At 58.6% G+C, this 24,305-nt stretch carries 24 protein-coding genes; 12 read left to right on the plus strand and 12 right to left on the minus strand.

Annotated elements, in window-relative coordinates; translation table 11 throughout:
* Window positions 1-56: 56 nt before the first annotated feature.
* A complete protein-coding gene (locus tag CUJ86_RS07635) occupies window positions 57-1,733 on the plus strand; it encodes an AMP-binding protein (protein WP_130646984.1) in 1,677 nt (558 codons plus the stop codon).
* Between the two features lie 7 nt (window positions 1,734-1,740).
* Here CUJ86_RS07635 and mmp10 read toward each other — a convergent pair whose 3' ends face one another.
* A complete protein-coding gene (gene mmp10, locus CUJ86_RS07640; protein WP_130646985.1) occupies window positions 1,741-2,973 on the minus strand; it encodes a methyl coenzyme M reductase-arginine methyltransferase Mmp10 in 1,233 nt (410 codons plus the stop codon).
* 82 nt (window positions 2,974-3,055) lie between these two features.
* Window positions 3,056-4,651, minus strand: coding sequence for a hypothetical protein (locus tag CUJ86_RS07645; RefSeq protein ID WP_130646986.1), 1,596 nt, complete (start codon window positions 4,649-4,651; stop codon window positions 3,056-3,058).
* Window positions 4,652-4,851: 200 nt separating this feature from the next.
* Between CUJ86_RS07645 and CUJ86_RS11835 the strand changes: the two genes are divergently transcribed.
* Window positions 4,852-6,093 carry a hypothetical protein gene (locus tag CUJ86_RS11835; protein ID WP_165394815.1) on the plus strand — a complete coding sequence of 414 codons (1,242 nt, stop codon included), beginning with the start codon at window positions 4,852-4,854 and terminating at the stop codon, window positions 6,091-6,093.
* 235 nt (window positions 6,094-6,328) lie between these two features.
* Here the strand turns inward: CUJ86_RS11835 and CUJ86_RS07660 are convergent, their stop codons facing one another.
* From CUJ86_RS07660 to CUJ86_RS07690, 7 genes are read right to left on the minus strand one after another with little or no spacing between them, the layout of a single operon-like run.
* The gene (locus CUJ86_RS07660; RefSeq protein WP_130646989.1) at window positions 6,329-7,117 is read right to left on the minus strand and encodes a hypothetical protein; all 789 of its coding nucleotides are present in this window, start codon (window positions 7,115-7,117) and stop codon (window positions 6,329-6,331) included.
* Entirely contained in the window at window positions 7,114-7,575 is a 462-nt protein-coding gene (locus CUJ86_RS07665) for a hypothetical protein (protein ID WP_130646990.1), read from the minus strand. The genes CUJ86_RS07660 and CUJ86_RS07665 overlap by 4 nt, the downstream gene beginning before the upstream one ends.
* The gene (locus CUJ86_RS07670; RefSeq protein WP_130646991.1) at window positions 7,572-8,885 is read right to left on the minus strand and encodes a DUF58 domain-containing protein; all 1,314 of its coding nucleotides are present in this window, start codon (window positions 8,883-8,885) and stop codon (window positions 7,572-7,574) included. Before CUJ86_RS07670 ends, CUJ86_RS07665 begins: the two co-directional genes overlap by 4 nt.
* Window positions 8,885-9,859, minus strand: a complete 975-nt coding sequence (locus CUJ86_RS07675; RefSeq protein WP_130646992.1) for an AAA family ATPase — start codon at window positions 9,857-9,859, stop codon at window positions 8,885-8,887. Before CUJ86_RS07675 ends, CUJ86_RS07670 begins: the two co-directional genes overlap by 1 nt.
* Window positions 9,860-9,863: 4 nt before the next feature.
* Window positions 9,864-10,715 carry a DUF4350 domain-containing protein gene (locus tag CUJ86_RS07680; protein ID WP_130646993.1) on the minus strand — a complete coding sequence of 284 codons (852 nt, stop codon included), beginning with the start codon at window positions 10,713-10,715 and terminating at the stop codon, window positions 9,864-9,866.
* A 22-nt stretch (window positions 10,716-10,737) separates the two neighbouring features.
* The gene (locus CUJ86_RS07685) at window positions 10,738-12,465 is read right to left on the minus strand and encodes a DUF4129 domain-containing protein (RefSeq protein WP_130646994.1); all 1,728 of its coding nucleotides are present in this window, start codon (window positions 12,463-12,465) and stop codon (window positions 10,738-10,740) included.
* Complete coding sequence (locus CUJ86_RS07690; RefSeq protein WP_130646995.1) at window positions 12,462-12,728, minus strand: hypothetical protein; 267 nt, start codon at window positions 12,726-12,728, stop codon at window positions 12,462-12,464. The genes CUJ86_RS07685 and CUJ86_RS07690 overlap by 4 nt, the downstream gene beginning before the upstream one ends.
* 115 nt (window positions 12,729-12,843) lie before the next feature.
* Between CUJ86_RS07690 and CUJ86_RS07695 the strand changes: the two genes are divergently transcribed.
* Entirely contained in the window at window positions 12,844-13,338 is a 495-nt protein-coding gene (locus CUJ86_RS07695; protein WP_130646996.1) for a hypothetical protein, read from the plus strand.
* Window positions 13,339-13,408: 70 nt separating this feature from the next.
* On the opposite strand, the gene CUJ86_RS07700 is transcribed toward CUJ86_RS07695, so the two are convergent.
* Together CUJ86_RS07700 and CUJ86_RS07705 are read right to left on the minus strand one after the other, a co-directional pair.
* Window positions 13,409-14,617: a GntP family permease gene (locus tag CUJ86_RS07700; protein WP_130646997.1), complete on the minus strand. Its 1,209-nt coding sequence runs from the start codon at window positions 14,615-14,617 to the stop codon at window positions 13,409-13,411.
* Window positions 14,618-14,662: 45 nt separating this feature from the next.
* Window positions 14,663-18,172 carry a PAS domain S-box protein gene (locus CUJ86_RS07705; RefSeq protein WP_130646998.1) on the minus strand — a complete coding sequence of 1,170 codons (3,510 nt, stop codon included), beginning with the start codon at window positions 18,170-18,172 and terminating at the stop codon, window positions 14,663-14,665.
* Between the two features lie 339 nt (window positions 18,173-18,511).
* Between CUJ86_RS07705 and CUJ86_RS12170 the strand changes: the two genes are divergently transcribed.
* The 8 genes from CUJ86_RS12170 (at window position 18,512) to CUJ86_RS07740 (ending at window position 22,584) form a co-directional block, all read left to right on the plus strand.
* Complete coding sequence (locus CUJ86_RS12170; protein ID WP_235855616.1) at window positions 18,512-18,754, plus strand: transporter substrate-binding domain-containing protein; 243 nt, start codon at window positions 18,512-18,514, stop codon at window positions 18,752-18,754.
* A 46-nt stretch (window positions 18,755-18,800) separates the two neighbouring features.
* Window positions 18,801-19,034 carry a type 2 periplasmic-binding domain-containing protein gene (locus tag CUJ86_RS12175; RefSeq protein ID WP_235855617.1) on the plus strand — a complete coding sequence of 78 codons (234 nt, stop codon included), beginning with the start codon at window positions 18,801-18,803 and terminating at the stop codon, window positions 19,032-19,034.
* A gap of 75 nt (window positions 19,035-19,109) precedes the next feature.
* A complete protein-coding gene (locus CUJ86_RS07715; protein ID WP_130646999.1) occupies window positions 19,110-19,799 on the plus strand; it encodes a glycerophosphodiester phosphodiesterase in 690 nt (229 codons plus the stop codon).
* A 37-nt stretch (window positions 19,800-19,836) separates the two neighbouring features.
* Window positions 19,837-20,079, plus strand: coding sequence for a sulfurtransferase TusA family protein (locus tag CUJ86_RS07720; RefSeq protein WP_130647000.1), 243 nt, complete (start codon window positions 19,837-19,839; stop codon window positions 20,077-20,079).
* A gap of 9 nt (window positions 20,080-20,088) precedes the next feature.
* Window positions 20,089-20,448, plus strand: a complete 360-nt coding sequence (locus CUJ86_RS07725) for a DsrE family protein (RefSeq protein ID WP_130647001.1) — start codon at window positions 20,089-20,091, stop codon at window positions 20,446-20,448.
* A gap of 11 nt (window positions 20,449-20,459) precedes the next feature.
* Window positions 20,460-21,608, plus strand: coding sequence for a cysteine desulfurase family protein (locus tag CUJ86_RS07730; protein ID WP_130647002.1), 1,149 nt, complete (start codon window positions 20,460-20,462; stop codon window positions 21,606-21,608).
* A gap of 10 nt (window positions 21,609-21,618) precedes the next feature.
* Complete coding sequence (gene nifU, locus CUJ86_RS07735) at window positions 21,619-22,029, plus strand: Fe-S cluster assembly scaffold protein NifU (protein WP_130647003.1); 411 nt, start codon at window positions 21,619-21,621, stop codon at window positions 22,027-22,029.
* Window positions 22,030-22,146: 117 nt separating this feature from the next.
* Window positions 22,147-22,584 (plus strand): hypothetical protein, encoded by a 438-nt coding sequence (locus CUJ86_RS07740; RefSeq protein WP_130647004.1) that lies wholly within the window; start codon window positions 22,147-22,149, stop codon window positions 22,582-22,584.
* 233 nt (window positions 22,585-22,817) lie between these two features.
* Here CUJ86_RS07740 and CUJ86_RS07745 read toward each other — a convergent pair whose 3' ends face one another.
* Window positions 22,818-23,750 carry a ketopantoate reductase family protein gene (locus tag CUJ86_RS07745; RefSeq protein WP_130647005.1) on the minus strand — a complete coding sequence of 311 codons (933 nt, stop codon included), beginning with the start codon at window positions 23,748-23,750 and terminating at the stop codon, window positions 22,818-22,820.
* Window positions 23,751-23,841: 91 nt separating this feature from the next.
* On the opposite strand from CUJ86_RS07745, the gene CUJ86_RS07750 reads away from it, so the two are divergent.
* Window positions 23,842-24,303: a DUF488 domain-containing protein gene (locus tag CUJ86_RS07750; RefSeq protein WP_130647006.1), complete on the plus strand. Its 462-nt coding sequence runs from the start codon at window positions 23,842-23,844 to the stop codon at window positions 24,301-24,303.
* The last annotated feature ends 2 nt before the right edge of the window (window positions 24,304-24,305 follow it).

Consider the following 24,305-nt stretch of genomic DNA (forward strand, 5'->3'; position numbering starts at 1 on the left):
CTTTCTGTTCCGGTCACACACCCTTTTTTATTGCCAGCGCTCCATGTAGTACCGCTATGCAGGACGCCGAGCATACACCCAACGCCTACGAGGACCTCTGCGCCTCCTTTGTTCAGGAGGTGCCCGAGTCGTTTAACTTCGGCTTCGACGTCGTCGACATGTGGGCAAAAAAGGACCGCAATCGCCTGGCGATGATCTGGACAGACCAGGAGGGGCATGAAAAGTTCTACACCTTCCGCCACCTGATGAACCTCTCCAACCAGGCGGCAAACATGCTCCTCAAATACGGGATTAAAAAAGGTGACCGGATCATCATTATGCTCCACCGGATTCCCGAATGGTGGATCGTCTCGCTTGCGGCCATTAAGCTCGGCGCCGTCTTCTGCCCGACGCCCACCATGCTCACCCCCAAGGACCTGGAGTACCGGGTGAACACCGGCAAGATAAAAATGGTCGTCACCGATATGGAGAACGCCTGGAAGGTCGACGAGATCTGCTCCAAATGCCCGAGTCTGGTCTCGCGCTTTGTGGTCGACGGCGACCTCCCCGGATGGATCAGTTACCCGGTCGAGCTGGACTACCCGGCACCGGTGTCGTCGCAGCTGATCAAACTCCCCGGAATGAAGAAGACCCGTTCGAGCGATCCGATGCTCATCTTCTTCTCGTCCGGCACCACCGGCGAACCGAAGATGGTGCTCCACAACCAGGCCTATCCGATCGGGCATATCATCACCGGTCGGTTCTGGCTCGATCTCAATCAGAACGATCTCCACTTCACTCTGGCCGACACCGGATGGGGAAAGGCCGCATGGGGGAAGTTCTTCGGGCCCTGGATGCAGGGGGCATGCACCCTCGTCTATGACATCAGGGGCAAGTTCAAGGCCACCGAACTCCTGCCGGTGCTGGAGCGCTATGAGGTGACGAGTTTCTGCGCCCCCCCCACGGTCTACCGGATGCTCATCCTTGCAGACCTCGAGAAGTTCGATTTCTCCCAGCTCCGGCATTGCGTGAGTGCGGGCGAACCCCTCAACCCCGAGGTGATCCGGGCCTGGAAGGAGGGGACCGGGCTGACGATCTACGAGGGATATGGCCAGACCGAGACAGTGCTCTGCATCGGCACCTTCCCGGGGATGGAGCCGAAGTTCGGGTCCATGGGTCGACCGGCACCCGGGTGGCGGATTGAACTCCACAACGACGACGGCGGTCCGGCGGCGCCCGGTGAAGAGGGCCGGATCGCCATCTGGGCGGACCCGAAGCCGGCCGGCATGTTCATGTCCTATATCGACAATCCAACGGCCAACGACGAGGCCTTCTGCGGGAGCTGGTACTATACCGGCGACAAGGCCTATATGGACGACGACGGCTATTTCTGGTTTGTCGGCCGTGCGGACGACGTGATCAAGAGTTCCGGATACCGGATCGGGCCCTTCGAGGTGGAGTCGGCCCTGATGGAGCACCCGGCCGTACAGGAATGCGCCGTCGTCGGATCGCCGGACGTGATCCGCGGCATGATCGTCAAGGCGTTTGTGGTGCTTGCACCCGGTTATGAGCCCTCGGACATACTCATCAAGGATATCCAGAAATATGTGAAGGCGACGACCGCCCCGTACAAGTATCCGCGGGCGATCGAGTTTGTGGACGAACTGCCAAAGACGATCTCCGGCAAGATCCGGAGAAATGTGCTCCGCGACCTCGAGATGGAGCGCTTCAACAGCGCTGCCCAGGAAGACTAAATACTCCCTATTTTCTCTCTCCGTTCTGGTTGATCAGGTGTATGAGGGAGGAAAAACCCTCCATTTCCATCATGAGCACCTCTTCACGCCGCATCCCCATCGAGGTCTCGGCGTCGGCGGTGAGGGTCTCGGGCCCGCGCAGCACTCTCCGTGCGGTCCCGTCCATGCCGAGCACCTCAGCGGCCTGACGATCATGGACAAACGCCCGTCCGGGTATGATCACCGTCTCCGCAAGGTCGGCGGTATCGATCGAGCGCAGGTCGTCAATGGTGATCAGGCAGGCGATCTCCTTTTCAACCCCGACGACATCGCATCCGCCGCCACAGGCGTCGAGCACCCGCCTGATGAAGGGTGCGGCCACGCTCCCGGTGATCACCGAGGCATGGGCGCGGATACGGGGGAGTTTTTCCAGAAGGTCGGGTTCGTCCAGGATGGCAAAGGGTGATCCGATCGAGGGATCCCCGAGCGGCGTGCCGCTGATCTTCAGGGAGTAACGGTCGTTCATCTCCCTGACGAGAGCATCAAAGGATTCGACCGACTGGATGGGCTGGCCCTGAATCAACGGTGCATTGCCGAGGATCAGGCCCTGTTCAGTGGTGTTCGCAAACCGCATCAGGATCAGCCCTTGTGCCCCGGCGTCCTCCAGCCATGCACAGGTGTTCTCGAGGTCCTCACCGTCGTTGACGCCGGGCATCACGACAGCGGCGGCATACACGTCGATCTCCTCGCAGAGGCGGCGCATCACCGCCAGTGATGCCTCCGGGGTCGGATCATGCATGTAGCGCCGCCGTTTTTCGGGATCCGCAGAAAAGATGGTGTAGGACACTTCGGCCATGCCGTTCTCGATGAGAAAATCAGCGATTTCGGGATCGTCAAAGCCCTTCCCGCTCGTATATCCGATATGCAGCGGCACCTCCATGCTCCCGAGCAGTTCCACGAGGTCGCGAAACTCCGGATAGCAGCTGGGATCACCGCCGCCGCTGATCGTGATCCGGCTGATGTCGTCCGTGATCATCTGGAGCGTGGCAAGCGTCTCGTCCGCAACCGTGGAGAGCGGTTTGAAGCCAGAATACTGCTCTTTCACCCCCCGGGTGCAGTAATCGCATCCGACCGAGAACGGCATGCAATACCTGCACCCGAACGGGGCGACCTCACCCACATGCCTGAAATAACAGTATTCACAAAAGCCGCGGCAGTCCCGTCCGGGCCGTCCGCCGATATCCACGGTCAGATGAGCCATCGTCTTTTGTATTCATTGTCCAGAGGGTTAAATGCTGTGGACGGAAAAGAGGTGACGAAAAAAAGTGGCGGATCAGTCCGCCTTATCTGAACCGGTACCTGTTGAGGGTCAGACCGGCAGCACCCAGGACGATCAGCCCGACCAGGGTGTATCCCACTGCGGCAGAGCTGCTGCCTCCCGCATCAGAGGGAATCACGGTATCAGCTGGCGCAGCACCGGCTGCTGCAGCCGCTTCGGTTCCTCCATTGATATCCCTGACCGAGGCCGCTCCGGTTGCCGTGACCGTCCCGGCTCCGTTCTCATCAGAGGAGTCCGAACCTTCAATCTCTGCCAGCGAGGCCCCATCATCGATGGTGATGAGGCCTTTCTCACCGCCGCCGATACGTGACCAGTAGGGGTCATCACCACCCTCGTTGGCAACCGTTGCCGACTGCTCATCATCAATAACGGTTGTCGAACCGATGCCGACCACTGCCTGATCGAGGGCGACGACGTCGCCACTGGCCCCGACACCGAGAAGAATGACCAGATAGGTGCCGTCGTTCAGCCCGCCGAGCACAGATGCCGGGACAACGACTTCATTGCCGGTGTCCGCGCCTGCCACGCCATACCCGGTGGATATGGGGATCATGGAATTGAGGTCGCCGGGCGTCTGCTCCTCGCCGTCAACGATGAGCGAGATGATGATCGGGCTCTCTGCATACGTATGGCCAGGCACCTGCTGCTTCAGGAAGTCGATGAGACATGAGACGGTGGGCATCGGGTGGTCCTTGAGGGCGGCCAGATTATCCTCATTGATGGACATGACACAGTCGAAGACAGCATTCTCTTTGACGATCAGGTAGGCACACGCCACAAGATTATTGCCTCCCTCAAACCCGAGCATTGCATCTCCCTCATCCCAGGTGCCGGGATCAGTGCTCCCATTCCAGGTCAGACTGCGGTCACCGTCCATGATGATCACGGGCGCCATGCCGAGTATGACAATTGTTGACGTTTCCGGCTCATACCTCATGATATAGCAGACATACTCGCCGGCTTCAGGGAGTGTTTGAGGGTAGACCGTCCCCATCATCTCGCCGAGGGACGCATCGCCGACAAAGGCATCGAGGTCGACCTCGGTGGCGGCCAGTGTCGCACCGAAGTCGTCGGGGTTATAGTCCCCGGGATCGAAACCGCCCCACAACGTGTAGGTGTTTGTCTGCGGATCGATGTGAATGATGCCGTCATCGGTGTACATATACAGGGAATCGGTTGCCGCCATCAGACCGTTGAGATCCATCAGATTTGACGAATCCATCGAGTGCGGACACCTGATCAGCATGATGTTGCCGGATTCTCCCGGTACATCCGCCATGATCGTCGGGATAACCGGGGATGTATACACATGATAGGTGTTCATTCCCGACCAATCAACATCGCCGACCTCATTCACCGAGATGGTCGCCCCATCCAGGTTGATGGTCCGTGTCGGGTAGTCCCGTATGATGTACCTGATTGATGGTCCAAGGATCGATTTCAGGCTGTCTTCGCCTGTTGCTGAGAGCTCGACATCGGTTATCGATGGGTCCAGCAGATCGATCACAGCGATTGTTGAAACCTCAACTCCTTTATAGGAAAAGGTCTGATCACTCGAAACAGTGACAACCGGACTCGTTGCAGAGACGATTGCCGTCATCCCGAGAAACAGAACAAAAAGGAGCATAATACGCATTAATCTTACTCTAAACCTAGAGGTCGCTTCCATTACGTTCCCCCCGTATCCCAAGTAACATTTATAATATATAATGTTTACTACCTGTCGTACCCTGGGGGGACGGGAATTTGCATACAAGAATTGCTGTATTTGCCCTGATACTGGTGTGTACATGTGTGCCGATGGGATGCGGCGCAACAGGAATTACTGTAACGCCTGATGCGATCGATGCCGGTGACGAAATCACCATTGCCATGACCGGTCTGCCCGACGGCACGGCGTTTGCGATCCTCGTGGAGGGTAGATTTCCCATCGGCGGGAATGAACGCTTTGTGTATGAGGTACAGAATTATCGTTTACCAATCTCTCTGAGTGGCGGGTGGATCTCGGCATCGACGGAGAACACGCTGTATACCACACTTTCGACCTATATCGACGGGAGCACAATCAATGTCGGCGGTCCGTCAAAGAACGGCGTCTTCAGTTTTTCTCGCCAGCAGAATATACCGGCCGGAACCTATGACTACTTCAGGCTGGAGGGTCAGTCCCTTCCGGACGCTTCTCAGGTTGTCACCCAGTTCAGGCTGACCGGGACAAAGACCGGTCCTGCGGACGGTTCGATCACCTTTACGGTTGGCGGCATCACAGACGGGACGAGCAGGATCGTGATCACCATCGGAGGAAACACCGAGCTGGACACGATAGTGACCATCGGGGAGGGATCAGGTGCAACACCACCCACAACCGAACCCACAACCGAACCAACAACCGAACCCGGGACGACGACAGAACCCACAACCGAACCAACAACCGAACCCGGGACGACGACAGAACCCACAACCGAACCAACCACCAATCCAACATCTTCATCCGGAGGGAGCAGCGGATCCTCCGGCAGTTCAGGAGGGGCACTTACGACAACCATACCCGAACCGGAGAACGGGGAGCGGATCTGGTCCGACGATCTGGGGTGCTGCCTGGATGTCTGCTCCACTGATTGCATCTCTCTGGAAGAGGCACCGATCATCAGTATACCGGAGGGGTGGATGTCAGTCGGGCATGCTGTTGCGATCCTGCCCGATTCGGCATATTTCGACGAACCTGCCACATTGCGGTTTGCCCTGCCGCCCGAACTCAGGAGCAGTTCGGCTCTAGTCTTTATTGCAGATTATACTGATGAGGTATGGGGGATCCTGCCAAGCAGAATCGAGGAGGGAATGGTCTGTGCTGATATCTCAGGTGCCGGCGTCTTCTGCCCGATGCAGTTTGCCAGCTCTGAAACCGCGACGACGATCACAACAGTTCCGGCTACAACACCGGCGACAACTGAACCACCGACGACACCGCAACAGACACCACTGGGATGTGCGGTCCTGCTCAGCATTTTCGCGGTGATGTTCCTGCTCAGAAGAGCAGGAAAGTAACTGCTTTTTTTTGCAGCGTTGCCGACCGTGCGCCGGCACGGTCTATCAGGATGATTTTCTCTTTTATCCGGACGTCACACCCGGCACGAACTCCTGCACGAAGCCCCGGAGCGGGGAGGTGTCGACCGGCAGATGTCACTCTGCCGGTGATGGCGGGGGCGTTCGCATCTTCAGGCAGAGAACCGCCGGCTTCCCGACCAATGTTCAGGACGGAAAAATAGAGCTGAAAAGGGCTTCATACCCCTGCATCGGCGTGATAGGAATAGACCAGGGCAATGGACTGTTTCCGGTCATCAACACTCACATCCACCAGTGAGCAGGGGGTGCTGGTGGCGGCAGCGAGCATGCAGCCGATGCAGCTGCAGACCGGACATCCGACCATGGTGCAGCACTTCGGGGATTCGGCCCTCACCATCTTGCACCCGGAATACAGTCGAAAATTGTTGAGGGTCACGACAATGCTGTCACCGCTGCGAACGGCATTCGCACTATCGGCCACTTCGAGCACATCCGAACAGACCTCACCCACCGAAACCAGGAGTTCCGACTCATCGGACGCCAATATAAGTCCGGTTTCCCTGCAGAGATGATCGAAGAGGGGGAGGCCCTGCGGCACAAACACCAGTCCGGTCGAATTCTTCCCAATCGCAAACGAAAAATCGTTCTGCAGGACCGCATGTTCATATGTTCCGGCAGGGATGAATTGCATCACAGCCGGAGATCCGTTGTTTTGAGGGATGTAGACACCATCACCCATCAGACCCAGGTCTGAGGCCACTCTGCTGAGGTTGATTGTTCCGGCCACCGGCAACGCACTGATCACGGCCTGATCGACTGGTTCACCTTTAGAAAGGGTCAGCACAAAGATTCCGCCTACAAAACAGCCGATGCCGCTCAACACAAGAGTTGCACTCGTGAGATCTCCCCTATCGGTCAGGACAACGACAAAGAGGATCAGTGCCGCCGTTACGATGAGCACCGCACCGGCACCAAAATAATTGTTGTAACGCTCGTTCATCATCATCGAACCCCGATTCGTTTCCTCATCCTGGAGTCCCCATACCACACTATGCTCGCCGCCCCAAGACAGAGGACCGCAATAATGACCAGAGAGGCGATGAGGGTGTTAACGATGAGAATCCCCCATCCAATAATCAGAATGCCAATTCCGACTGTTCCTGCCCATGCAAGGGTTGAGCGCATCTCCCCTCCCACCCATGCAGAGAGCATTGCCGCCCAGATCACCGTGACCTGGATAAAAACAGCGATATTGTTAGCCCCGGAGGCGACAACAAGAGGTTCGCCGCCCACAATGATGGCAATCCATCCATCGCTCCCCATCCTGAATGAAAAAAGGACTGAAACAGCATAGAGTAGAATGAACAGAAGATACACCGGATCGATTCCAGAGAGAATACTCCATGCACCTGCGAGCACAGCGGGAAGCAGAACAATACCCGGAACGGCGATGCCGACCTTCATGCAGCCTTCACCTCCACCAGACCTCCGCTGATGCCTGCCCGCTTCAGGATCTGCTGGCGGTCCTGGTCCTTCTCCGTCCATATATCGACGCCCACATCAAACCTGGCGGCGATATCGGCAACCAATGCCAGATGGCTCAGATCACCCGCAAAACAGGAGAAGATTGAGATTTTTCCGGGACGAACTTTCGATACCGCCTCTGAAACCTGCCGTTCAAACACGGTGACCGGGCGTTCCTCCAGAACGGCGCCATAGACCGATGCGAGCGACGCAACGTATTCACGGGCTCCGTCTCCCCCATTGGCGCCGGCACCCCCGCGAGAATTGAGGGCCGCGATATCCCGTCGGATAGAGGTGAATGGACGGGACCGATAGAACCAGGTATCCTGTCTCGCCGACCAGGATGCAGAAATCGAGGCAAGAATCGCCCCATAATCCGGTTCACGCGGATGGAAGGCAATGACACCCGCTCCCCTGACGATCATGAGCGAGACATTCCCGGTTTCCTGCATCCAGGTGGCAATCGCCGACATCACAGCACCGGTGAGAGCAGAACGATCACTGTCGGTCACCATCACCTGCGGCACATCGAGAACCAGAAGAGGCGGTTCCTGATCCTCCGCAGCATATTCCCGGACATACAGGGAACCATACTTCGCAGAGATCTTCCAGTCGATATTCCGGACCGCATCTCCTTCCACATACTCCCTGATCGAACGCACGACGCCGGTCGTTCCAGATATCCGGCGACGATCCTCTGCACCGTTATGCATCCCTCCCCCTCTGCTGGAGAGGAAGAAACGGTTCGGCTTCATCAGGACCGAGGGCAGACGCATGGATTCAGCGGATAGTGTTCCTGAACAGGGGAAAAAGGGGTCAGCAACTGAAAGAGACACACCCCCGAAGCGTACGCTGCCGGTTACCGGAACGTTCATCCGATAATGAAGATGATATGCGTCATCCAGCGGTCCGTTCAGCCATACGGCCGGGTCCCCCTCGATCACCTCCCCACCCTCAGGCGGGATATCCCTGATCAGGGCCCGTATTCCCGGGGGAATTGTTGCCCGGATCTCGAGATCGACATCGATATCGGTCGTCGAGCGAGCGATCCGTTTCCCGACGTCCCTTTCGACGACGAGACTGCCCGCCACCTGCCCGAAGACGAGGGACATATATGCGTAACGGGCGAGGAGAAAGACGCTGAGAGCGCCTGCACCGATCAACGCAGGCACACTCCCGGCAATACCGGCGAGAGCGGCAAGTATGAGAATGCATGCGCCCGTGATCTCTGCGCCCCGACCGACCTCCACTACTGCACCTCGACAGCAGCCAGAATTTCTTCGGTCACATCTGCCGTCGTGATCCCCCCGATGTCGGCCTCACGCCGGAGAATCAGGCGGTGAGGAAGAGCGTACCTGGCAATATTTTTCACATCGTCCGGAATGACATATGATCTGCCGTTGAGCGCGGCAAGGGCCCTGCTCCCTCTGACAAAGGCAATTGAGGCCCTCGGGCTCGCACCGAGCCAGATATGGTCATGACTCCTGGTTTCGAGGATCAGGTCCCTGATATAGTGCATTATCGGTCCTTCGACCCGGATCTTCTGGATCGTCCGGACATACTGCTGGATGGTATAGGGGGCCAGCACCGGACGGATCTCTTCGCTGAATGCCTCCCAGTCCAGATATCCGGTGCTCTCCCTTCTGATAATCTCCAGTTCTTCATCCGCACTGAGATACTGGAGATGTGCACTGAACATGAACCGGTCTTTCTGTGCCTCGATCAGCGGGAAGGTGCCCTCGAACTCATAGGGGTTCTGGGTGGCGATCACAAAAAAGGGATCGGAAAAACGGTTGCGAATGCCGTCTATCGTAGCCTGCCGCTCACTCATCGCCTCAATAAAGGCGCTCTGCGTCCGAGGACTGACACGATTGATCTCGTCGATCAGAACAAAATTCGCGAATATCGGCCCCTTTTTCAAGATAAAATCCCGTTTTTCAGGATCGTAGACCCGCACACCGAGGATGTCCGCGGGCTGCATGTCAACGGCGCACTGGATCCTCCGGAACTCACACCCTGAGAGCAGGGCCACCGTTTTTGCAAGGACCGTCTTCGCCGTCCCGGGGACGCCCTCAAGGAGTATGTGCCCCCCGCTGAGCATGCCCACATACATCATCTCGATGAGCGGACGGTTCCCGACGACAAAACGTTCGATCTGACTGGAAATCTGTGCATAGGCTTCTGATAATGCCTTCAGATCATTGGATACTCTTTCCTGAGCCATGATATCACCTGGCAATCTTCCTCGTCCACACCAGTGCAGCTGCCGCCAGGACAGCGCACAATACCGCAGCCTGAAGATAGGGGCTGCATTTCAGGGCAACAAAACCGGATCCAAAGGCACTGGTCCGCTCAGTTGCCGAATTGTCTCCAGAAACAAGGACATTCTGCTTCAAAGAAACCAGATTTTCAACAAACGCTCGATTCCCTTCCGGTGCTGTATGCTTCTGCATCGCATTGATGAAGATACTCGGGTCCGCGCAGACGATGACCTCTCCTCCGCCCACATCCTCCCTGGCGATGAAAACGAATGTTCCTGAGGGTTCTCCCGGGTCCATCAGGGCATTCCCGTCAAGGTCGTACCAGCTGAACAGTCCGGATGAGAGGAGGGGTTCCCCATCCAGTACCTGTGCCGGACGGTTGAACGCCACCCATTCAATACCCCTGACCAGGGGGTGATCGGTTGCCTGATACCCCTTCGGGAAGGATGGATCCCTGTAGGCGGTATCCAGCCCGGTGATATTGCCGGGAGCGATCCGCATTTTCGAACCGATGCCCGCAAGGAGTGAGTTGGAAATGCCGGAATCGTCGGCGATGAAGAGGGTGTTGTTACCGTACAGAAATGCCCGGATGTCGTTGACCTCACCATCGCCGGCAGAGGTCGTGGGGGCGATCATGAGAAGGAGAGTATCGGAACAGGACAGAAGATCGTCCGAGTCCACCAGAACCGAGGCGCCGTGCCCGTCCAGCACCCCCCTGACGATCGAGGTGCCATTCCACTCGAGGTTGTATCTGCTGTACTCGAGGTCATTTGCGGAGAGGTGAACAAGGAGGATGAACACCACCGCCACTGCCAGCACGGTGGATACAAGATGGACCCGGTTAATCGTTCACACCCCCGAAGTCCTTTACCACAGTGTCATAGGAGGAGAACACCAGTCGTGCTGTATCGGCCGTCGGGCTGTCTGACCCATATCTCGCCTCCTCATAGAGGCCGATAAAGTGTTTGAGCCCATCATCAGGGCCTTTTGCACCCGCTCCAAGTATTTCCCGGGGAGTCCATGCCGGATAATTGCTGATCTGTGCTTTTCGGGCTATCCGGGCTGCTATTGAGCAATAGAGCAGACGGACTGCATCACCATATCGGTTCCCGCCGACAAGATCAGCGTACCTCTGTGCGATCTCCTCTGGAGCCGGGAGAGGACGGGGCCATTCCGGTGTTTCTGGATGAAACAGACCCGGAGAGGCTGTTCGCCTGGGCACCGGCGATGCGTTCCTCCATGTTTTCCGCATCATTTCATCCCTTAAAATTGCCGCCCCCACAAGACAGGCGATCAAAACTGCGGCAATCTTGAGTATCAGGGAGGTGATCGTTGCGGCCGGAGGAGGTATCTCAAGTGTGACAATCTCGCTGGTGGTATATTCAAGTGGATGGGTTTCTCCGTCGACAGAGGCATACACACTCCGGATACCGGGCTCAAATTGCCCGGTACAATAATATGATCCCGATTCATCCGTGATGGTCTCAACGCTTCTGCCGTCGTCAGAAACAATAGTGACGCGTTCACCCGAGACCGGCATGTCATGACAGGTGAGTGTTCCACTGCAGGCAACATTTGCTTCATCTTCGGTGATCATCCGGACAGAGAGGGTGAGATCTGCTGCCGAGGGCAGAACGGTAAACTCGATCACGCGGGAATATCTGCTGCCGTGAGTGGCATAGACAAGGTGTCTGCCGGCTTTCAGGTCACCTGCGGGATATTCGGCAATGTACCTGCCGTCGATATCGGTCTGTACCGTTCCCCGCAGCGTACTGTCGATATAGATCGAGACATCGGTGTATGGACTTCGATAGAGTGTTCCGGCCATGATGATGCTCTCGCCGAAACGCGCTGTATCGGTGTCGATGCCAAGCGTCATTGGAAAGAGCGGATTGAGTGTTATCTGTGCCGTTCTCTCCTCCTGAGCGGCGGCAACGCCCTCGACCACCCTGGAGAATGTATCAGTGCTCTGTTCATATGAGGAGGATTCGACACCATAACGGCCGCTGATGTTGACGAGACGCGACTGCTGTGTAGAATATTTTGCATAGGCTTCTTCCATTTTCAATTTGAGGGCATCACCCTCATATGTCACAGAATACAGATATTCAGGATTATTTTCGTCCCGATACTGGATTTCAAGACTTGATAATTCATCAAAACGTCGACTGTCTTCCAGAAGGACCGCAAGTGCATCCACACTCTCCCTGTTGCGATCCCCGAACTCCTTCATCTCGCTCTCGGTCATGTCGAGATTGATGATCATGTTGTTGAAAGATCTGGATGCAGCTGCATATTGTTCGAGTTCCTCCTGCGCCGCAACATAGTCCTTGTTCCTGATATGCACGACGATCGTTCCCGACCGATCCATCAGATCGCCCATCGCAGGAATAACCGATCCTGCCGGATCGCCAGAGATCACATCATATTTTGCCGGATTTACATGCGAAAGCGTTGAAGAGGTGTTCTGTACGGAATACAGTAGCGGAGAATCGAGAATGGCGAAAAGCATGACGATGATGCCGATAGAGACAACGATCAGAAGTGCTTTGATATAAACCCGTTTCATGACATAACAACTCTCACCATCTTATCGACAATGGCGGCGCCGAAGACCACAAAACCCGCTGCGACGAGATATCTGAGGTACATGATGTGGGAGGGACGGGCAGAGGAGGTGTTCATCACCTCGATGAGGATGAATAATCCAATGGATGCGAGTACGAAGAAGAACGTGATGTCGATGTTCCTGGCAAGCACAAGCGCAAAAACCACGGCAAACAGCCATCCCATCAGCCCCCCCGCTGCATACTGTTTCTTCGGACAGCCCATCAACACCACGATGCAGGTTCTCGTATAAAAATATTACTCAAACCCCGCCTGGTCGCACATCCGGTTCAGTATATTTATATGAGCAAAAAATGATGTATAGCTGGGAGATGAGAGTATGAAGAACAGAATCCGTATTCTGGCCGCACTCCTTGTCATCGCCGCCCTGGCCCTGCCAGCGGGGGCGTTTACCGCCGATCGTCTTGACATTGCGATCGAGGAGAACGGTACGGCGACGATCACCTTTGACTACACCCTCTCGTGGATCGAGGACGTCGCCGTCTTTTTCAGGATTGCGGACCCGGCGGACGAACTGAAATCGGCGCTCGAGACCTTTTCAGGCCGCAGTGTTGATGTGGTCTCGGTGAGCGACCGTTCGGCGACCTTCAGCGTCGAATCGTTTGTGCATATCGCCGAAAAGGGCAATGAGACCATATACACAACGCCGTCGATCAACCTCACGCAGTCTGAGGAGGCCCTGAAGGACTACTGGTTCGCCCCGCTGATCGATGCCGATTTCTCACCGGCCGTGACCGTGATCACCTTCCCGGACGGCAGTCAGCAGGTCTATGAAAACATTGCAGAAATACCGAAAACCTCAAAATCTCTCTAATTTTTCCGCCGGCCATCTGACCAGGCCCGGCACATTTTTTTCCACGCCCTCCCGGATTCCGGGTTCCCGTTCAAAGTCCGGCAATCAGGAAGGCGGCACCGGCGCACACACAGGAAACCAGGAAGAGGGGCAGCGAGTAGTGTTTCAGCACCATCTCTGCCGGATCGTTGGTCGTGCGGCGGATCAGCCAGAAATAGGGATCACTGAACGCCGAGACCGAGAGGCATCCGGCGGCGACCAGCAGCACGAGCGACGCAGGGGATCCGCTCCAGACAGAACCGGACGCAGAGATGAACTCGGCAGTGATGACGGCTGTCACGACCCTCGATCCCTGTGCCGCCTGCACAATGGCGGCAATACAGAACGGGAGGATGAATGGCGGTATCATCCCCTGAGGAATGGCGGCGACCTCCACCGGGAGACCGCTGGCGATGATCACCGCCCCGAAGGCACCGGCCCCGCAGAGGTCATATATGATGATCCCGGCATGACGGACACCCTTTCCGAGCATATCCGCCCTCAAATCTCCAGGGACAAGGAAAAGGGCTGCACCCATGCCGATGAGAAGAAATGCGGCCACGGACTCTGATCCAAACACCGGATGGACCACCGCCAGTGCCGCACAGCCGAGCGGGATCAGGATCGTCAGCCATGCAGACCGTCCAGAACCGGAAACCGCCGTTTCCTCTCCGGGGGAACCACGGGGTGCACCGCCCATCCAGACGATCACTGCCAGCAGGGCGAGGGCGAGGGGGATGCAGACGGCACTGTAGGACACGGCATCAAAACCGGCAACAGATCCGGCGACCGCGAGGGTCACCGGCGTCGGGAAAATCAGCGTGAACGAGAGCACACTGCCGATAGCCGCTGCATACATCGCCGTTCTTCGATCCTGAAGGCATGAGAGGAGGGGCGATACGACGATGAACGCCGTGATGCAGCACATGAAGGGGACCGCAAACAGGAACCCCGCAATTCCTCCGATCGCCGACGGTCGGCGGGTGAACCGCTCGATGTCCTGGAGGATCCGCTCCCGATTGCCCTCTCGCCCGACAACCACGGCGATGACCGAACCGGCGAACACGATCGGACCGAGAAGAGCAAAGATTGTTCCTGCACCCTGTGCAGCCGTGGCGACCACCGAAGACGCCGGCAGTCCTGCCATCAGACCATAGAGCACGGCGGACGAGAACAGGGCGATGAACGGGTTCAGACGGAACCTGATTGTCGCCACGGCGAGCAGCGCCAGCACGATCGCAATGGCGGGAAGGGTCTGCACCAGGAATAGTGGGCCCCGCCCCCTATATGATGATTGCCGGGGTATCTACCGGGAAATTTCGCGGCAGGCGACCCGGGGGACCGTGATCACGAACCGCACGCCCTCCCCGGCCCGGCCCTCCTCGGTCATCGAAAGACCAGTGATCGAGAGGATCTCACGGGAGAGGAAGAGCCCGAATCCGGTGTTTTTCCCATAGCCACGCTTGAAAAGCAGCGGCTTTTCATTGTCGGGGATGCCGACGCCATCATCCTCATAGATGATCCTGAGGTCTCCTTTGTCCTGTTTGGCCGAGAACCTGAGACGGTGCACATGCCCGCCATGCCTGAGGGAATTATCGATCAGGTTCTCGATGACCCGGATGAGCATCGGATCGGCATAGATCTCGTAACCCTCAAGGTCAATTGTAACCTCAAGGTCTTTTGATCCGACATGGGCCACCGCACTCCGGGTCACCCCCCCGATGTCCTGCCAGACCGGGGCCTTCACCCCGATGTCCTGGTACTCCTTGGTGAAGGTGATCAGGCGCCGGATGTTATAGGCGGCCAGCTCTTCCTTGCCGACGATCTCCAGGTGCGACGGATCGGTGATGGTCGTCTTCTCGATCTCGATGTAGCCAAGGAGGGCGGTGAGCCAGTTGAGGATGTCGTGTCTGGTGATGCTGTTGAGGATGTTCAGTTTTTTGTTTGCCTGCTGGAGCGCTTCTTCCATCCTTTTTCGACCGGTGATGTCGGTGAGCTGCTCGATGATCAGCCGCACCTCGCCGTCCGGGCCGACGACCGGGTTGCTCCGGCAGATGAAATACCGCCCGATCTCCGGGATGTAGCGCTCGACCTGTGCAATTTTTTTGCTTTTCAGCGCTGCAACCGTGGCACAGGGGTCACAGATCCGGGAGCGCCCGAGCAACTCATAGCACCGTCTTCCCGCCACTTCATCGGGGGAGATATTAAGGAGGTCGTAGCCGGCCCGGTTATAACGGACAATCGTATGATCCGGTTTCTGGACGGCGATAACGTCCTGAATGGCATCGATCACACCTTCCAGGAGTTCTTTTGAGGACCGCAGCTCCTCTTCGACCTTCTTCTTCCAGCGGATATCCCGGATCATCCCTTCAACGCCGACCGCCACACCATCGTCGTCCGTCCAGGGATGACAGCTCGCCGAGACCTTGATCGGTCGTCTGTCGATGGTCATGAGTTCAAACTCCCAGTCGGTGATCGATCCCTTTGCGCGGATTTCCGCCACCATCTGGTCCCAGATGCCGGGATCAGGGAAGAGTCGATCGACGATGTTCATCCCCTCCATCGATTCAGGGGACGAGAACCCGAAGAGGGAGGCACCCGATGGACTGATCATCAGGAGACGACCCGAGAAATCCGTCCTGAGAAACACATCCTGCAGGTCCTCGATCACCGTCCGGTAGGTCCTTTCGCTGGTCTTCAGGTCCAGTTCCGCCTGCCTGATGGTGGTGAGATCGTCATAGACCACCCCGACGGTGTCTGAGGGGAGGCGGAAGAAGTATCCCTCCCGCCAGAACACAATATTTCCCCTGTCCTTTCTGACAAAGGGGATATGTTCGGGGATGCCGGTCTGATGCACCCGCTGGATCGCCTGAATCAGACCGAATTCACGAGCCATAGGCATGACCTGGTCGAGGTGCCGGCCGATCACCTTGTCGCGATCGATGCCGTCGATCCGTTCGGCAGCGAGGTTGAGGTCCTGGACGATCACCTCGCCGTCGTCGATCGTCAAGATGGCCATGCCGCTTCGCATGTTATTGAAGATCTCCCGGTACCTGATCTCGCTGTCGATGACCGCCTCACGGGCCTTTTTCTGTGCCGTGATATCGAATACCAGGCCCACGACGCCGATCACCTTCCCGCCGGCACCATGGATCGGTGTCCTGGATGCGGTAAACCATAACGAACGGCCCGAGGGTGTCCGGGCCTTCATCTCCACCGAGAGGTCACGGCGTCCGGTGAGAATGACACGCCGGTCCGCCTCATCAAACACCGATGCAAATTCTCGATCAAAGAGATCATATACGGTTTTTCCGATGATGGACGCCTCATCGAGGTCGACGATGGCGGCGTACGCCGGGTTCACCGAGAGGTATTTTCCGTCCGTGTCGCGAAGATAGACCCCGGCAGGCACATTGGAAAAGATAATGGACGACATTTCGTCCTTATCCCTGAGCGCTGCCTCCACATGCTCGAGCTCGTTCAGGAGGCGCCCCTGGAGCAGCACCTTCATGCCAAGATCCGAGAACCGGGCTGCAAGAGAGGCGAGAAATCCGGCAGCCATGGAAAACGTCCTCAGGGATACACGCGGAAGGGCGTTTGCGGCGGCAATGAGCGCCTCTCCGTCCACCCCGATCGAACGGGCATACGCCCTCACCTGATCCGGGTCAGGGGCGGCGGTGGTGGCGGGGCAGAGCACCCAGTAACCCATCGTCTGTCCTTCAATAATAAACGGGGCAGCGGCGACAATCGTGCCTTCAAAACAGAGATCCTGCTTGATACAGAGAGAATCACCGATATCTTCAAGAAAGTCCATGAAGGGAAACGGTTTTTTGGCACCTGATCCGGACACGATATTGCAAAAATCGCTCCTTTCCAGTGCTTCAAAAACCGGTGCCCTGTCCGGGCCCAGGATCATCGACCGGATCCCTATCAGGTCAAACAGGTTCCGCTGGACCTCCATGACCCCCTCGCCGTCGATCACGTCAGGAAAGGTCACTTCATCGAGATCAGCGGCAGGTCTGGTGAGAGCGGAAAGACGGGACCGAAGCCCGCTCTCGGCAGTTCTCCGTTCGGTGATGTTATCGATGATCGTGGCGAACTGATTCAATGCCGGGGAAAAAGCCGAGACATCAAACCAGCGGCCGAGGCTCCGGGAATATCGTTCAAAACGGACCGGAACACCGGTCATGGCGACCCGCGCATAATCCTCGATCCATGTCCCTTCGATATCAGGGAGCACCTCCCGGACTGTTCTGCCGATGATCTCGTCCGCCCTCAGGCCGGTGTGATTTTCAAACGAAGGATTGACTGCAAGGAAACGGTAATCGATCGGTGTCCCGGCGTCGTCGAAGACCAGTTCATGGAGAGCGAAACCGTTGAGCATATGCTCAAAAAGGTCAAGATACTCGTTTTCCCGCCGTTCAAGCTGCTTTTCAGCCTGATTTTTCTTCACGACCTGCAGAATGATATGCCTGAGTTCTGCAAACTGGATATTTGGACTCCCCCCCTTTCTGAGATAGTGGGCGGCGCCGTTGTTGAGGGCGTCGATCACCACCTCCTCGCGGCCCCGTCCGGTGAAGATGATCAGCGGGACATCCGAACCCTCCGCATTGAGGGTTTTCAGGAGATCGATGCCGTTCATGCCGGGCATTTCAAAATCGGCAACAACAACATCAAAGTGACCGGCGTGGAATATAGAGAGGGCATCTTCTCCTGAAAGTGCAGTTGTGACACTGATATCACCGTCCCGCTCCAGAAAAACTCTGGCGATCTCGCAGAGGGCCGGTTCATCATCGACAAGGAGCACTGAGTACATTGAGGGGGACCTCTGAAACAATTTATTGGAGTTCAGATTGGAAGAACATTCGCATTCTGTCTGCAGCGATCGACAGGAGATGAAAAATCCATGCTACGCATGAAACAGGAATATAGGGCACTCGAGCCGCCAAAAATCGATTCCGAGAGAGTGTACCCCCTGTAAATCTTAATGAGGTCATCCCAAAACCCGGTAGATCATGATGCCACATGCAAAGAGGACGAGTCCGATGAATGATCCCTCTTTTCGTTCATGCCCGGGGATGATTTTCTTAAACGCTTCAATCCAACTGAAAAATCGTTCAATAGCTCCCCTTTTCTTGTAAAGATCCAAATCGAAGTGTACGGCGAGGCGACCGGTTTTGATGTCGAATCCATGCGGTGGATCGCCGACAGGGAAGGTTTCGACGTCGAGTTCAAGCAGGTTTCCTGGGACGGCATCATCCCGGTCCTGCTTTCCGGGAACATCGACCTCGTCTACTCGGGCATGACCATCACCGAGGAGCGCATGGAGAAGGTGAACTTCTCACACCCCTGCTGGACGGTCAACCAGACCGTGATCGTGGTCGAAGACTCGCCCTGACGATGGACGACGTCTATGCCAGCGCGGCTGCACTGCCGAGATCTGGATGGAGGAGAACCTCATCGAAACCGGCATCATCGCGGGCAAGACGATCAAGAAGATCGGATCGGTGTTCACCAACGAGCAGTTCGGCATCGCCGTCAGGAAGGACGACGCCGAACTCCGGAACAAGGTCAACAACGGTCTCGATGCCCTGATGGTAGATCCCTGCTGGCAGGAGCTCAATCCAGAAGTACAACATGGAGTGATCCCTCCCGGGATCTCTCCCTTTTTTCTCTGAACCGGATCAGACATACCGGCCCTGCACTGGGCCGTGAAGACCAGGTTTTTATTCTGAAAGTCCGATTGCTCCGCCATGTTCATTGTCGGACACCGGGGTGCACGCGCCCGTGCCCCCGAAAACACCCTGCGGGCACTGGAGAGGGGGATCGGGTGTGCGGATGTTGTCGAGGTGGACGTCCGTCTGAGCCGGGACAGGGTTCCGGTGGTGATCCATGACGCGACGCTGGAGCGGACGACGGACGGCAGGGGGGCGGTGGGGAGGTTTACGGCCAACGAACTCGCCCGTCTCGATGCCGGGGAGGGCGAGAAGATTCCCCTCCTCGAGGAGGCGGTCGCATGCGCCGCCGGACGCGCTGGTCTGTTCGTGGAGATCAAGGAGAGGGGCAGCGAGGAGGCGGTCTGCCGCACCCTCAGGGATCATCCGCTCGACACGATCGTTGTGGTCTCGTTCCACAGGGAGAGCATCGAGCGGGTGCGGGCACTGCTGCCCGGGCTCCGGACCGGTCTGATCTCCTCGCGGTCTGATCCTGACCCGGTGGAGACGGCCGCCGCCATCGGCGCCGACGCCGTTCTCCCCGGAAAGGACCTCCTGACTGCGGATCTCGTCGGCAGGGCGCATCACAGGGGCCTCATCGTCATCCCCTGGGTGCTCAATTCTGCCGATGAGGTGGCGAAGGCCGGGAGGTTGGGAGCGGACGGGTTCGCCACCGACGATCCCTGCGCCGCCCGGGGGTGGCTGACGCCCCCTGAGATACCTTTATAGGGTGTCAACCGGATTTCGCCATCACCGGGGGGACGGGATGAGCGGCGATATCACACCGTCACGTGAGGTCGACTGCATCGGGCTCTACTGCCCGATGCCGATCGCGGTGACGAAAGAGGAGATCGAGCAGATCGAGGTGGGCGAGGTGCTCAGGGTCGAGGCCGACGATCCTGCCGCCGAGGAGGACATCCTGCGGTGGGCCCGCCGTGCAGGCCATGAGATCGTGAAGTTCGAGAAGGAGGAGGGAATATTGACCTTTTATATCAGGAGATTGCGGTGAGGGGGTAAAATGGCGGGCATACTCTATGTGCAGACGAGCGGGACCGACACGCCCGAACGCCTCTATGCGCCGTTTATCCTGGGTATGACAGCGGCGGCGATGGATATCGAGGCGACGATATTCTTCATGATCAGGGGGGTCACCGCCGTCAGGGCCGGGGAGGCCGAGAAGATCAGGATCGGGACCTTTCCCCCGCTCTCAGAGGTGATGCGGCAGGCGCTGGACGCCGGGGTGCGGATCTATATCTGCGAGCAGAGCACGCAGCTCCTGGGCATACCGAGGGGCGATTTCATCCCCGAAGGCACGATCGCCGGGGGGGCGACCCTGAACGACCTGGCGCTCGATGCCGATGCCGTGCTGACGTTCTGAGGTGAGGAGGGATGGTCTACCTGGATCATGCGGCGGCCTCGCCGGTCGATCCGCGGGTGCTTGCGTTCTGCAGCCGTTATCTTGCCGGGGACTACGGCAACCCCTCGGCCCTCTATTCGCTCGGCCTCTCCGCACGGCAGGCGCTCGAGGAGGCGCGGGAGAGGGTGGCCGCCCTGATCCATGCGGAGAGCCCGAAATCGATCGTCTTCACCGGCAGCGCCACCGAGTCCAATAACCTGGCCATCAGGGGGACGGCGCTCAGGAACAGAAAGGAGGGGACGCACCTGATCGTCAGCGCCATCGAACATATCTCGGTCATGAACCCGATGAAGGACCTCCAGAAGGCGGGATTCGACCTCACGGTCGCACCGGTGGACGGGGAGGGCGTCATCGACGCCGCCTTCCTGGAGGAGGCGGTCTCAGCCGAGACGACGCTGGTCTCGATCAATGTTGCCAACGACGAGATCGGGACCGTGGAACCGGTGCGGGAGATCAGCCGGATCGTCCATGAACAGGGGCGCTACCTGCACATGAACGCCACCGCCGCCGCCGGACGGGTTCCGATCGATGTTGTCAGGGACGGGATCGACCTGCTGACCCTCTCCTCCAACGACCTCGGCGGTCCCCGCGGGGCGGCGGCGCTCTATATCGCTCCGGGGGTGCGGATCGCATCGGTGATGCCGGGGGGCGGTCAGGAGCGGGGACTGCGATCCGGGACCGAGAACCTGTTTGCCATCGCCGGCATGGGCGAGGCGGCACGGTATGCCGGGGCGGAGATGGCGGAGGAGATGGCGAGGGAGCAGGCGATCCGGGACGCCCTTGTCCGCGAGGTGCTGACCATCGACGAGTCGTATCTCACCGGGCACCCGACGGACCGCCTGCCCAACCATGCCAGTTTCCGATTTTCCCGGATCGAGGGGGAGAGCATCCTGCTGAACCTGGACACCCTCTTCGGGATCCAGGTGGCGACCGGATCGGCGTGTTCGTCCCGGACCCTGGAGCCCTCGCATGTGCTCCTCGCCATCGGTCTTGCCCACGAGGAGGCGCATGGGTCGGTGGTGATGAGCCTGGGGCGCCAGAACACACAGGCGGACGTGCCGGTGGTCGCCGATGCGATGGCGCGGACGGTCGAGCGGCTGAGATCGATCTCCCCGCTGTAGGAGGGATACCATGGAAGACAGACCACAGATCGGATATTCAAAAAAGGTGATGGACCACTTCATGAACCCCAGGAATGTGGGGGATTTTGCAGACCCGGACGGTGTCGGCACGGTCGGCAACCCCGTCTGCGGCGACCTGATGCAGGTCTCGATCAAGGTCGAGGACGATGTGATCACCGATGTCAGGTTCAAGACCTTCGGGTGCGGGTCGGCGATCGCCACCGCAAGCATGGTGACGGAGATGGCGAAGGGAAAGACGATCGAGGAGGCGGAGAGGATCACCAGATCGGATGTGGCCGACGAACTGGAGGGGCTGCCGCCGGTGAAGATGCACTGCTCCAATCTGGCGGCCGACGCCCTCCATAAGGCGATCGAGGACTACCGGGCACGGAAGAAGGAGGTGGCGGCGGCGCCGGGGTGAACGGATCTTCCAGTCTCCCCGTCACCACATGCAGGGGATGGTTATCCCTGGAACGAGCGGGGAACAGGGAATGCCCTCACATACCTTTATGGTCCCACCGCAAAAGCATATGATGTGATGAAACCCCTCCCCGGAACGATCCTCCTCTTTGCCTGCATTCTTGCCGTCTCCCTCATTGCCGGGTGTGCCGACACACCGTCGCCGACCCCGCCGCCCGGGACGCCGGTGCAGGTGGACCTCGAGACCGGTGATATCGGGCCGTTTTACGAGACGGCCGGGGCGTTCGAGGACAGGGTCATCTTCACTTTCATCCCGACCGGGACAGAGGTCTCGGAGTATCTGGTGACCTATGAGGTGCGGGTGGACGGCACCACCCGTGCCTCTGCTACGGAGAAACGGTTTGAGGGGATCAGCGCCTCGAACCCGATTCAGATCTCGGTCCCCAGGGAGGAGGGGGGGGTTGTCTGGATCTCGATCTCGATCGCCACGCCGGATGGCGTCACGGTCCATGAGAGCAGTTCGTCGATCGGGGCGGCCCATAGCCCGGTCAGATAATAGATCCCATTGCCAGAGCGCCATGACCCTATAGCGACCCCTTTGGTGCACCGCATCTCCAGACCGGGAGACCCTGCGACGGCTTCATACCGGCCGGAGCGGCCTGATCCAGCAGACCGCATGGCGCTCCGGCGACAGCGGGGGGATGCAGCCGCTCCTGCCCCGCAAGGGCTTCAACGGAGACACCCTCGCCGTGGATGGGGAGAGCAGAACGATGCCCGTCGACGGCGGCATCAGCGCCCCTCCTCCCTGAAGCGGATCAGGCCGGCGATGCAGCGGTTATACGGCGTCGGGATCCCCTGCCGCTCCCCGAGGGCGACCACATAGCCGTTGAGCAGGTCGATCTCCGTCCTCCGCCGGTTCTGGATATCATAATACATCGACGGGTACACCGTGCTGAAATCCGGAACCTGCACCCCGAAGAGGTGGTCGAGATACTCGTCGGCGCTCCTCCAGCGCACCCTGATCCCCTCTGCCTCCATGACCGCATAGGTCTCCTGGATCAGCCCCTCGATCACCCCCCTCAGGTGCGGACTGGCGGCGGCGCCGACCTGGACCGAGAGCAGGGCGCAGAGGGGGTTCACCGCAATGTTCAGCAGGGACTTCGCCCATTTCTCCGCCCTGATATCAGCCGTTGCGGCCACCGGTATGCCGGCCCGCTCGAAGAGATCGATCGCCGGCGGGAGGAGGTCGGCAGGGCCCGACCAGGTGCCGAGCACCACCGGGGCGCTCTGGCTCGAGACCCGCACATGACCGGGCCCGACGACGGCGAAGTTCGTGGTGACGGTGCCGCCGATGATCCTGTCGGTGTAGCGGGCGATTCTATCCTCGTTGCCGATGCCGTTCTGGAGGGTCACCACGCTCCGCCCCCCCATCACCGCGGCATACTCCCTGCAGATCGACTCCGTATCGGTGCCCTTGGCGGTGACCACGACGAGGTCGGGATCGACGCTCAGTTCCGCCGGACCGGTGATACAGGAGAGGGTGCCGACCGTCCGGTCCCCCCAGATCCCGTCCATGACGAGTCCGCCTTCCCGGATTGCCGACGCATGCCGATGGCGGCACGCCGCATATACGTCGGCGACATCGGCCAGTTTGCCGGCAAGGGCGAGGCCGACGGCACCGGCACCAAGGATCAGAACGACAGGTCGCTGTGCATCTTCCATATCAGGTCAGGATAGGGGGGAGCCCCCATTAAGGCTTGGGGAGAAACCCTCTTCCGCCGAGGGGGCCAGATATCGATCGGACAACAGGCGCATGAAGAATCGGAAGGTGTTCACCATCGGCACCGCAAACCGGCGTGCCGGGGAGTTTATCGATCTCCTCAGGGAGGAGGAGATCGCAGTTCTCGCCGATGTGCGGAGCGTGCCGTGGTCTGCTCTGGACCAATTCAGAAAGGAGAACCTCGCCCGTCTCTGCATGGATGCGGGTATAGAATACCTCTGGCTCGGGGCGGCGCTCGGCGGGTTCAGGGACGAGGGCTATGAGGCGTATATGAAGACCGCCGCCTTCCGCGACGCTCTCTGCAGCCTGGAGGAGCGGGCCGCCAGAATGCGGACGGCGATCTGCTGCGCCGAGGCCGAACCATGGCGGTGCCACCGCTGGTTGATCGCCGGCGCCCTCCACCGGCGGGGATGGACGGTGGTCCATATCCTGGGCCCCGGCGAACGGATGCGGCACACCGATCTATCCTTTTATCGGTCGCCGCCGCCCACCTGATC

It is taken from the genome of Methanofollis fontis (assembly GCF_004297185.1).
GTDB lineage: Archaea > Halobacteriota > Methanomicrobia > Methanomicrobiales > Methanofollaceae > Methanofollis > Methanofollis fontis.

Bases quoted from the DNA above. Each gene is read 5' to 3' on its own strand.
- CUJ86_RS07635 (WP_130646984.1), top strand. From the start codon at position 57: ATGCAGGACGCCGAGCATACACCCAACGCCTACGAGGACCTCTGCGCC.
- mmp10 (WP_130646985.1), bottom strand. From the start codon at position 2,973: ATGGCTCATCTGACCGTGGATATCGGCGGACGGCCCGGACGGGACTGC.
- CUJ86_RS07645 (WP_130646986.1), bottom strand. From the start codon at position 4,651: ATGACGGCAATCGTCTCTGCAACGAGTCCGGTTGTCACTGTTTCGAGT.
- CUJ86_RS11835 (WP_165394815.1), top strand. From the start codon at position 4,852: ATGGGATGCGGCGCAACAGGAATTACTGTAACGCCTGATGCGATCGAT.
- CUJ86_RS07660 (WP_130646989.1), bottom strand. From the start codon at position 7,117: ATGATGATGAACGAGCGTTACAACAATTATTTTGGTGCCGGTGCGGTG.
- CUJ86_RS07665 (WP_130646990.1), bottom strand. From the start codon at position 7,575: ATGAAGGTCGGCATCGCCGTTCCGGGTATTGTTCTGCTTCCCGCTGTG.
- CUJ86_RS07675 (WP_130646992.1), bottom strand. From the start codon at position 9,859: ATGGCTCAGGAAAGAGTATCCAATGATCTGAAGGCATTATCAGAAGCC.
- CUJ86_RS07685 (WP_130646994.1), bottom strand. From the start codon at position 12,465: ATGAAACGGGTTTATATCAAAGCACTTCTGATCGTTGTCTCTATCGGC.
- CUJ86_RS07690 (WP_130646995.1), bottom strand. From the start codon at position 12,728: ATGGGCTGTCCGAAGAAACAGTATGCAGCGGGGGGGCTGATGGGATGG.
- CUJ86_RS07695 (WP_130646996.1), top strand. From the start codon at position 12,844: ATGAAGAACAGAATCCGTATTCTGGCCGCACTCCTTGTCATCGCCGCC.
- CUJ86_RS07705 (WP_130646998.1), bottom strand. From the start codon at position 18,172: ATGTACTCAGTGCTCCTTGTCGATGATGAACCGGCCCTCTGCGAGATC.
- CUJ86_RS12175 (WP_235855617.1), top strand. From the start codon at position 18,801: ATGGAGGAGAACCTCATCGAAACCGGCATCATCGCGGGCAAGACGATC.
- CUJ86_RS07715 (WP_130646999.1), top strand. From the start codon at position 19,110: ATGTTCATTGTCGGACACCGGGGTGCACGCGCCCGTGCCCCCGAAAAC.
- CUJ86_RS07720 (WP_130647000.1), top strand. From the start codon at position 19,837: ATGAGCGGCGATATCACACCGTCACGTGAGGTCGACTGCATCGGGCTC.
- CUJ86_RS07725 (WP_130647001.1), top strand. From the start codon at position 20,089: ATGGCGGGCATACTCTATGTGCAGACGAGCGGGACCGACACGCCCGAA.
- CUJ86_RS07730 (WP_130647002.1), top strand. From the start codon at position 20,460: ATGGTCTACCTGGATCATGCGGCGGCCTCGCCGGTCGATCCGCGGGTG.
- nifU (WP_130647003.1), top strand. From the start codon at position 21,619: ATGGAAGACAGACCACAGATCGGATATTCAAAAAAGGTGATGGACCAC.
- CUJ86_RS07740 (WP_130647004.1), top strand. From the start codon at position 22,147: ATGAAACCCCTCCCCGGAACGATCCTCCTCTTTGCCTGCATTCTTGCC.
- CUJ86_RS07745 (WP_130647005.1), bottom strand. From the start codon at position 23,750: ATGGAAGATGCACAGCGACCTGTCGTTCTGATCCTTGGTGCCGGTGCC.
- CUJ86_RS07750 (WP_130647006.1), top strand. From the start codon at position 23,842: ATGAAGAATCGGAAGGTGTTCACCATCGGCACCGCAAACCGGCGTGCC.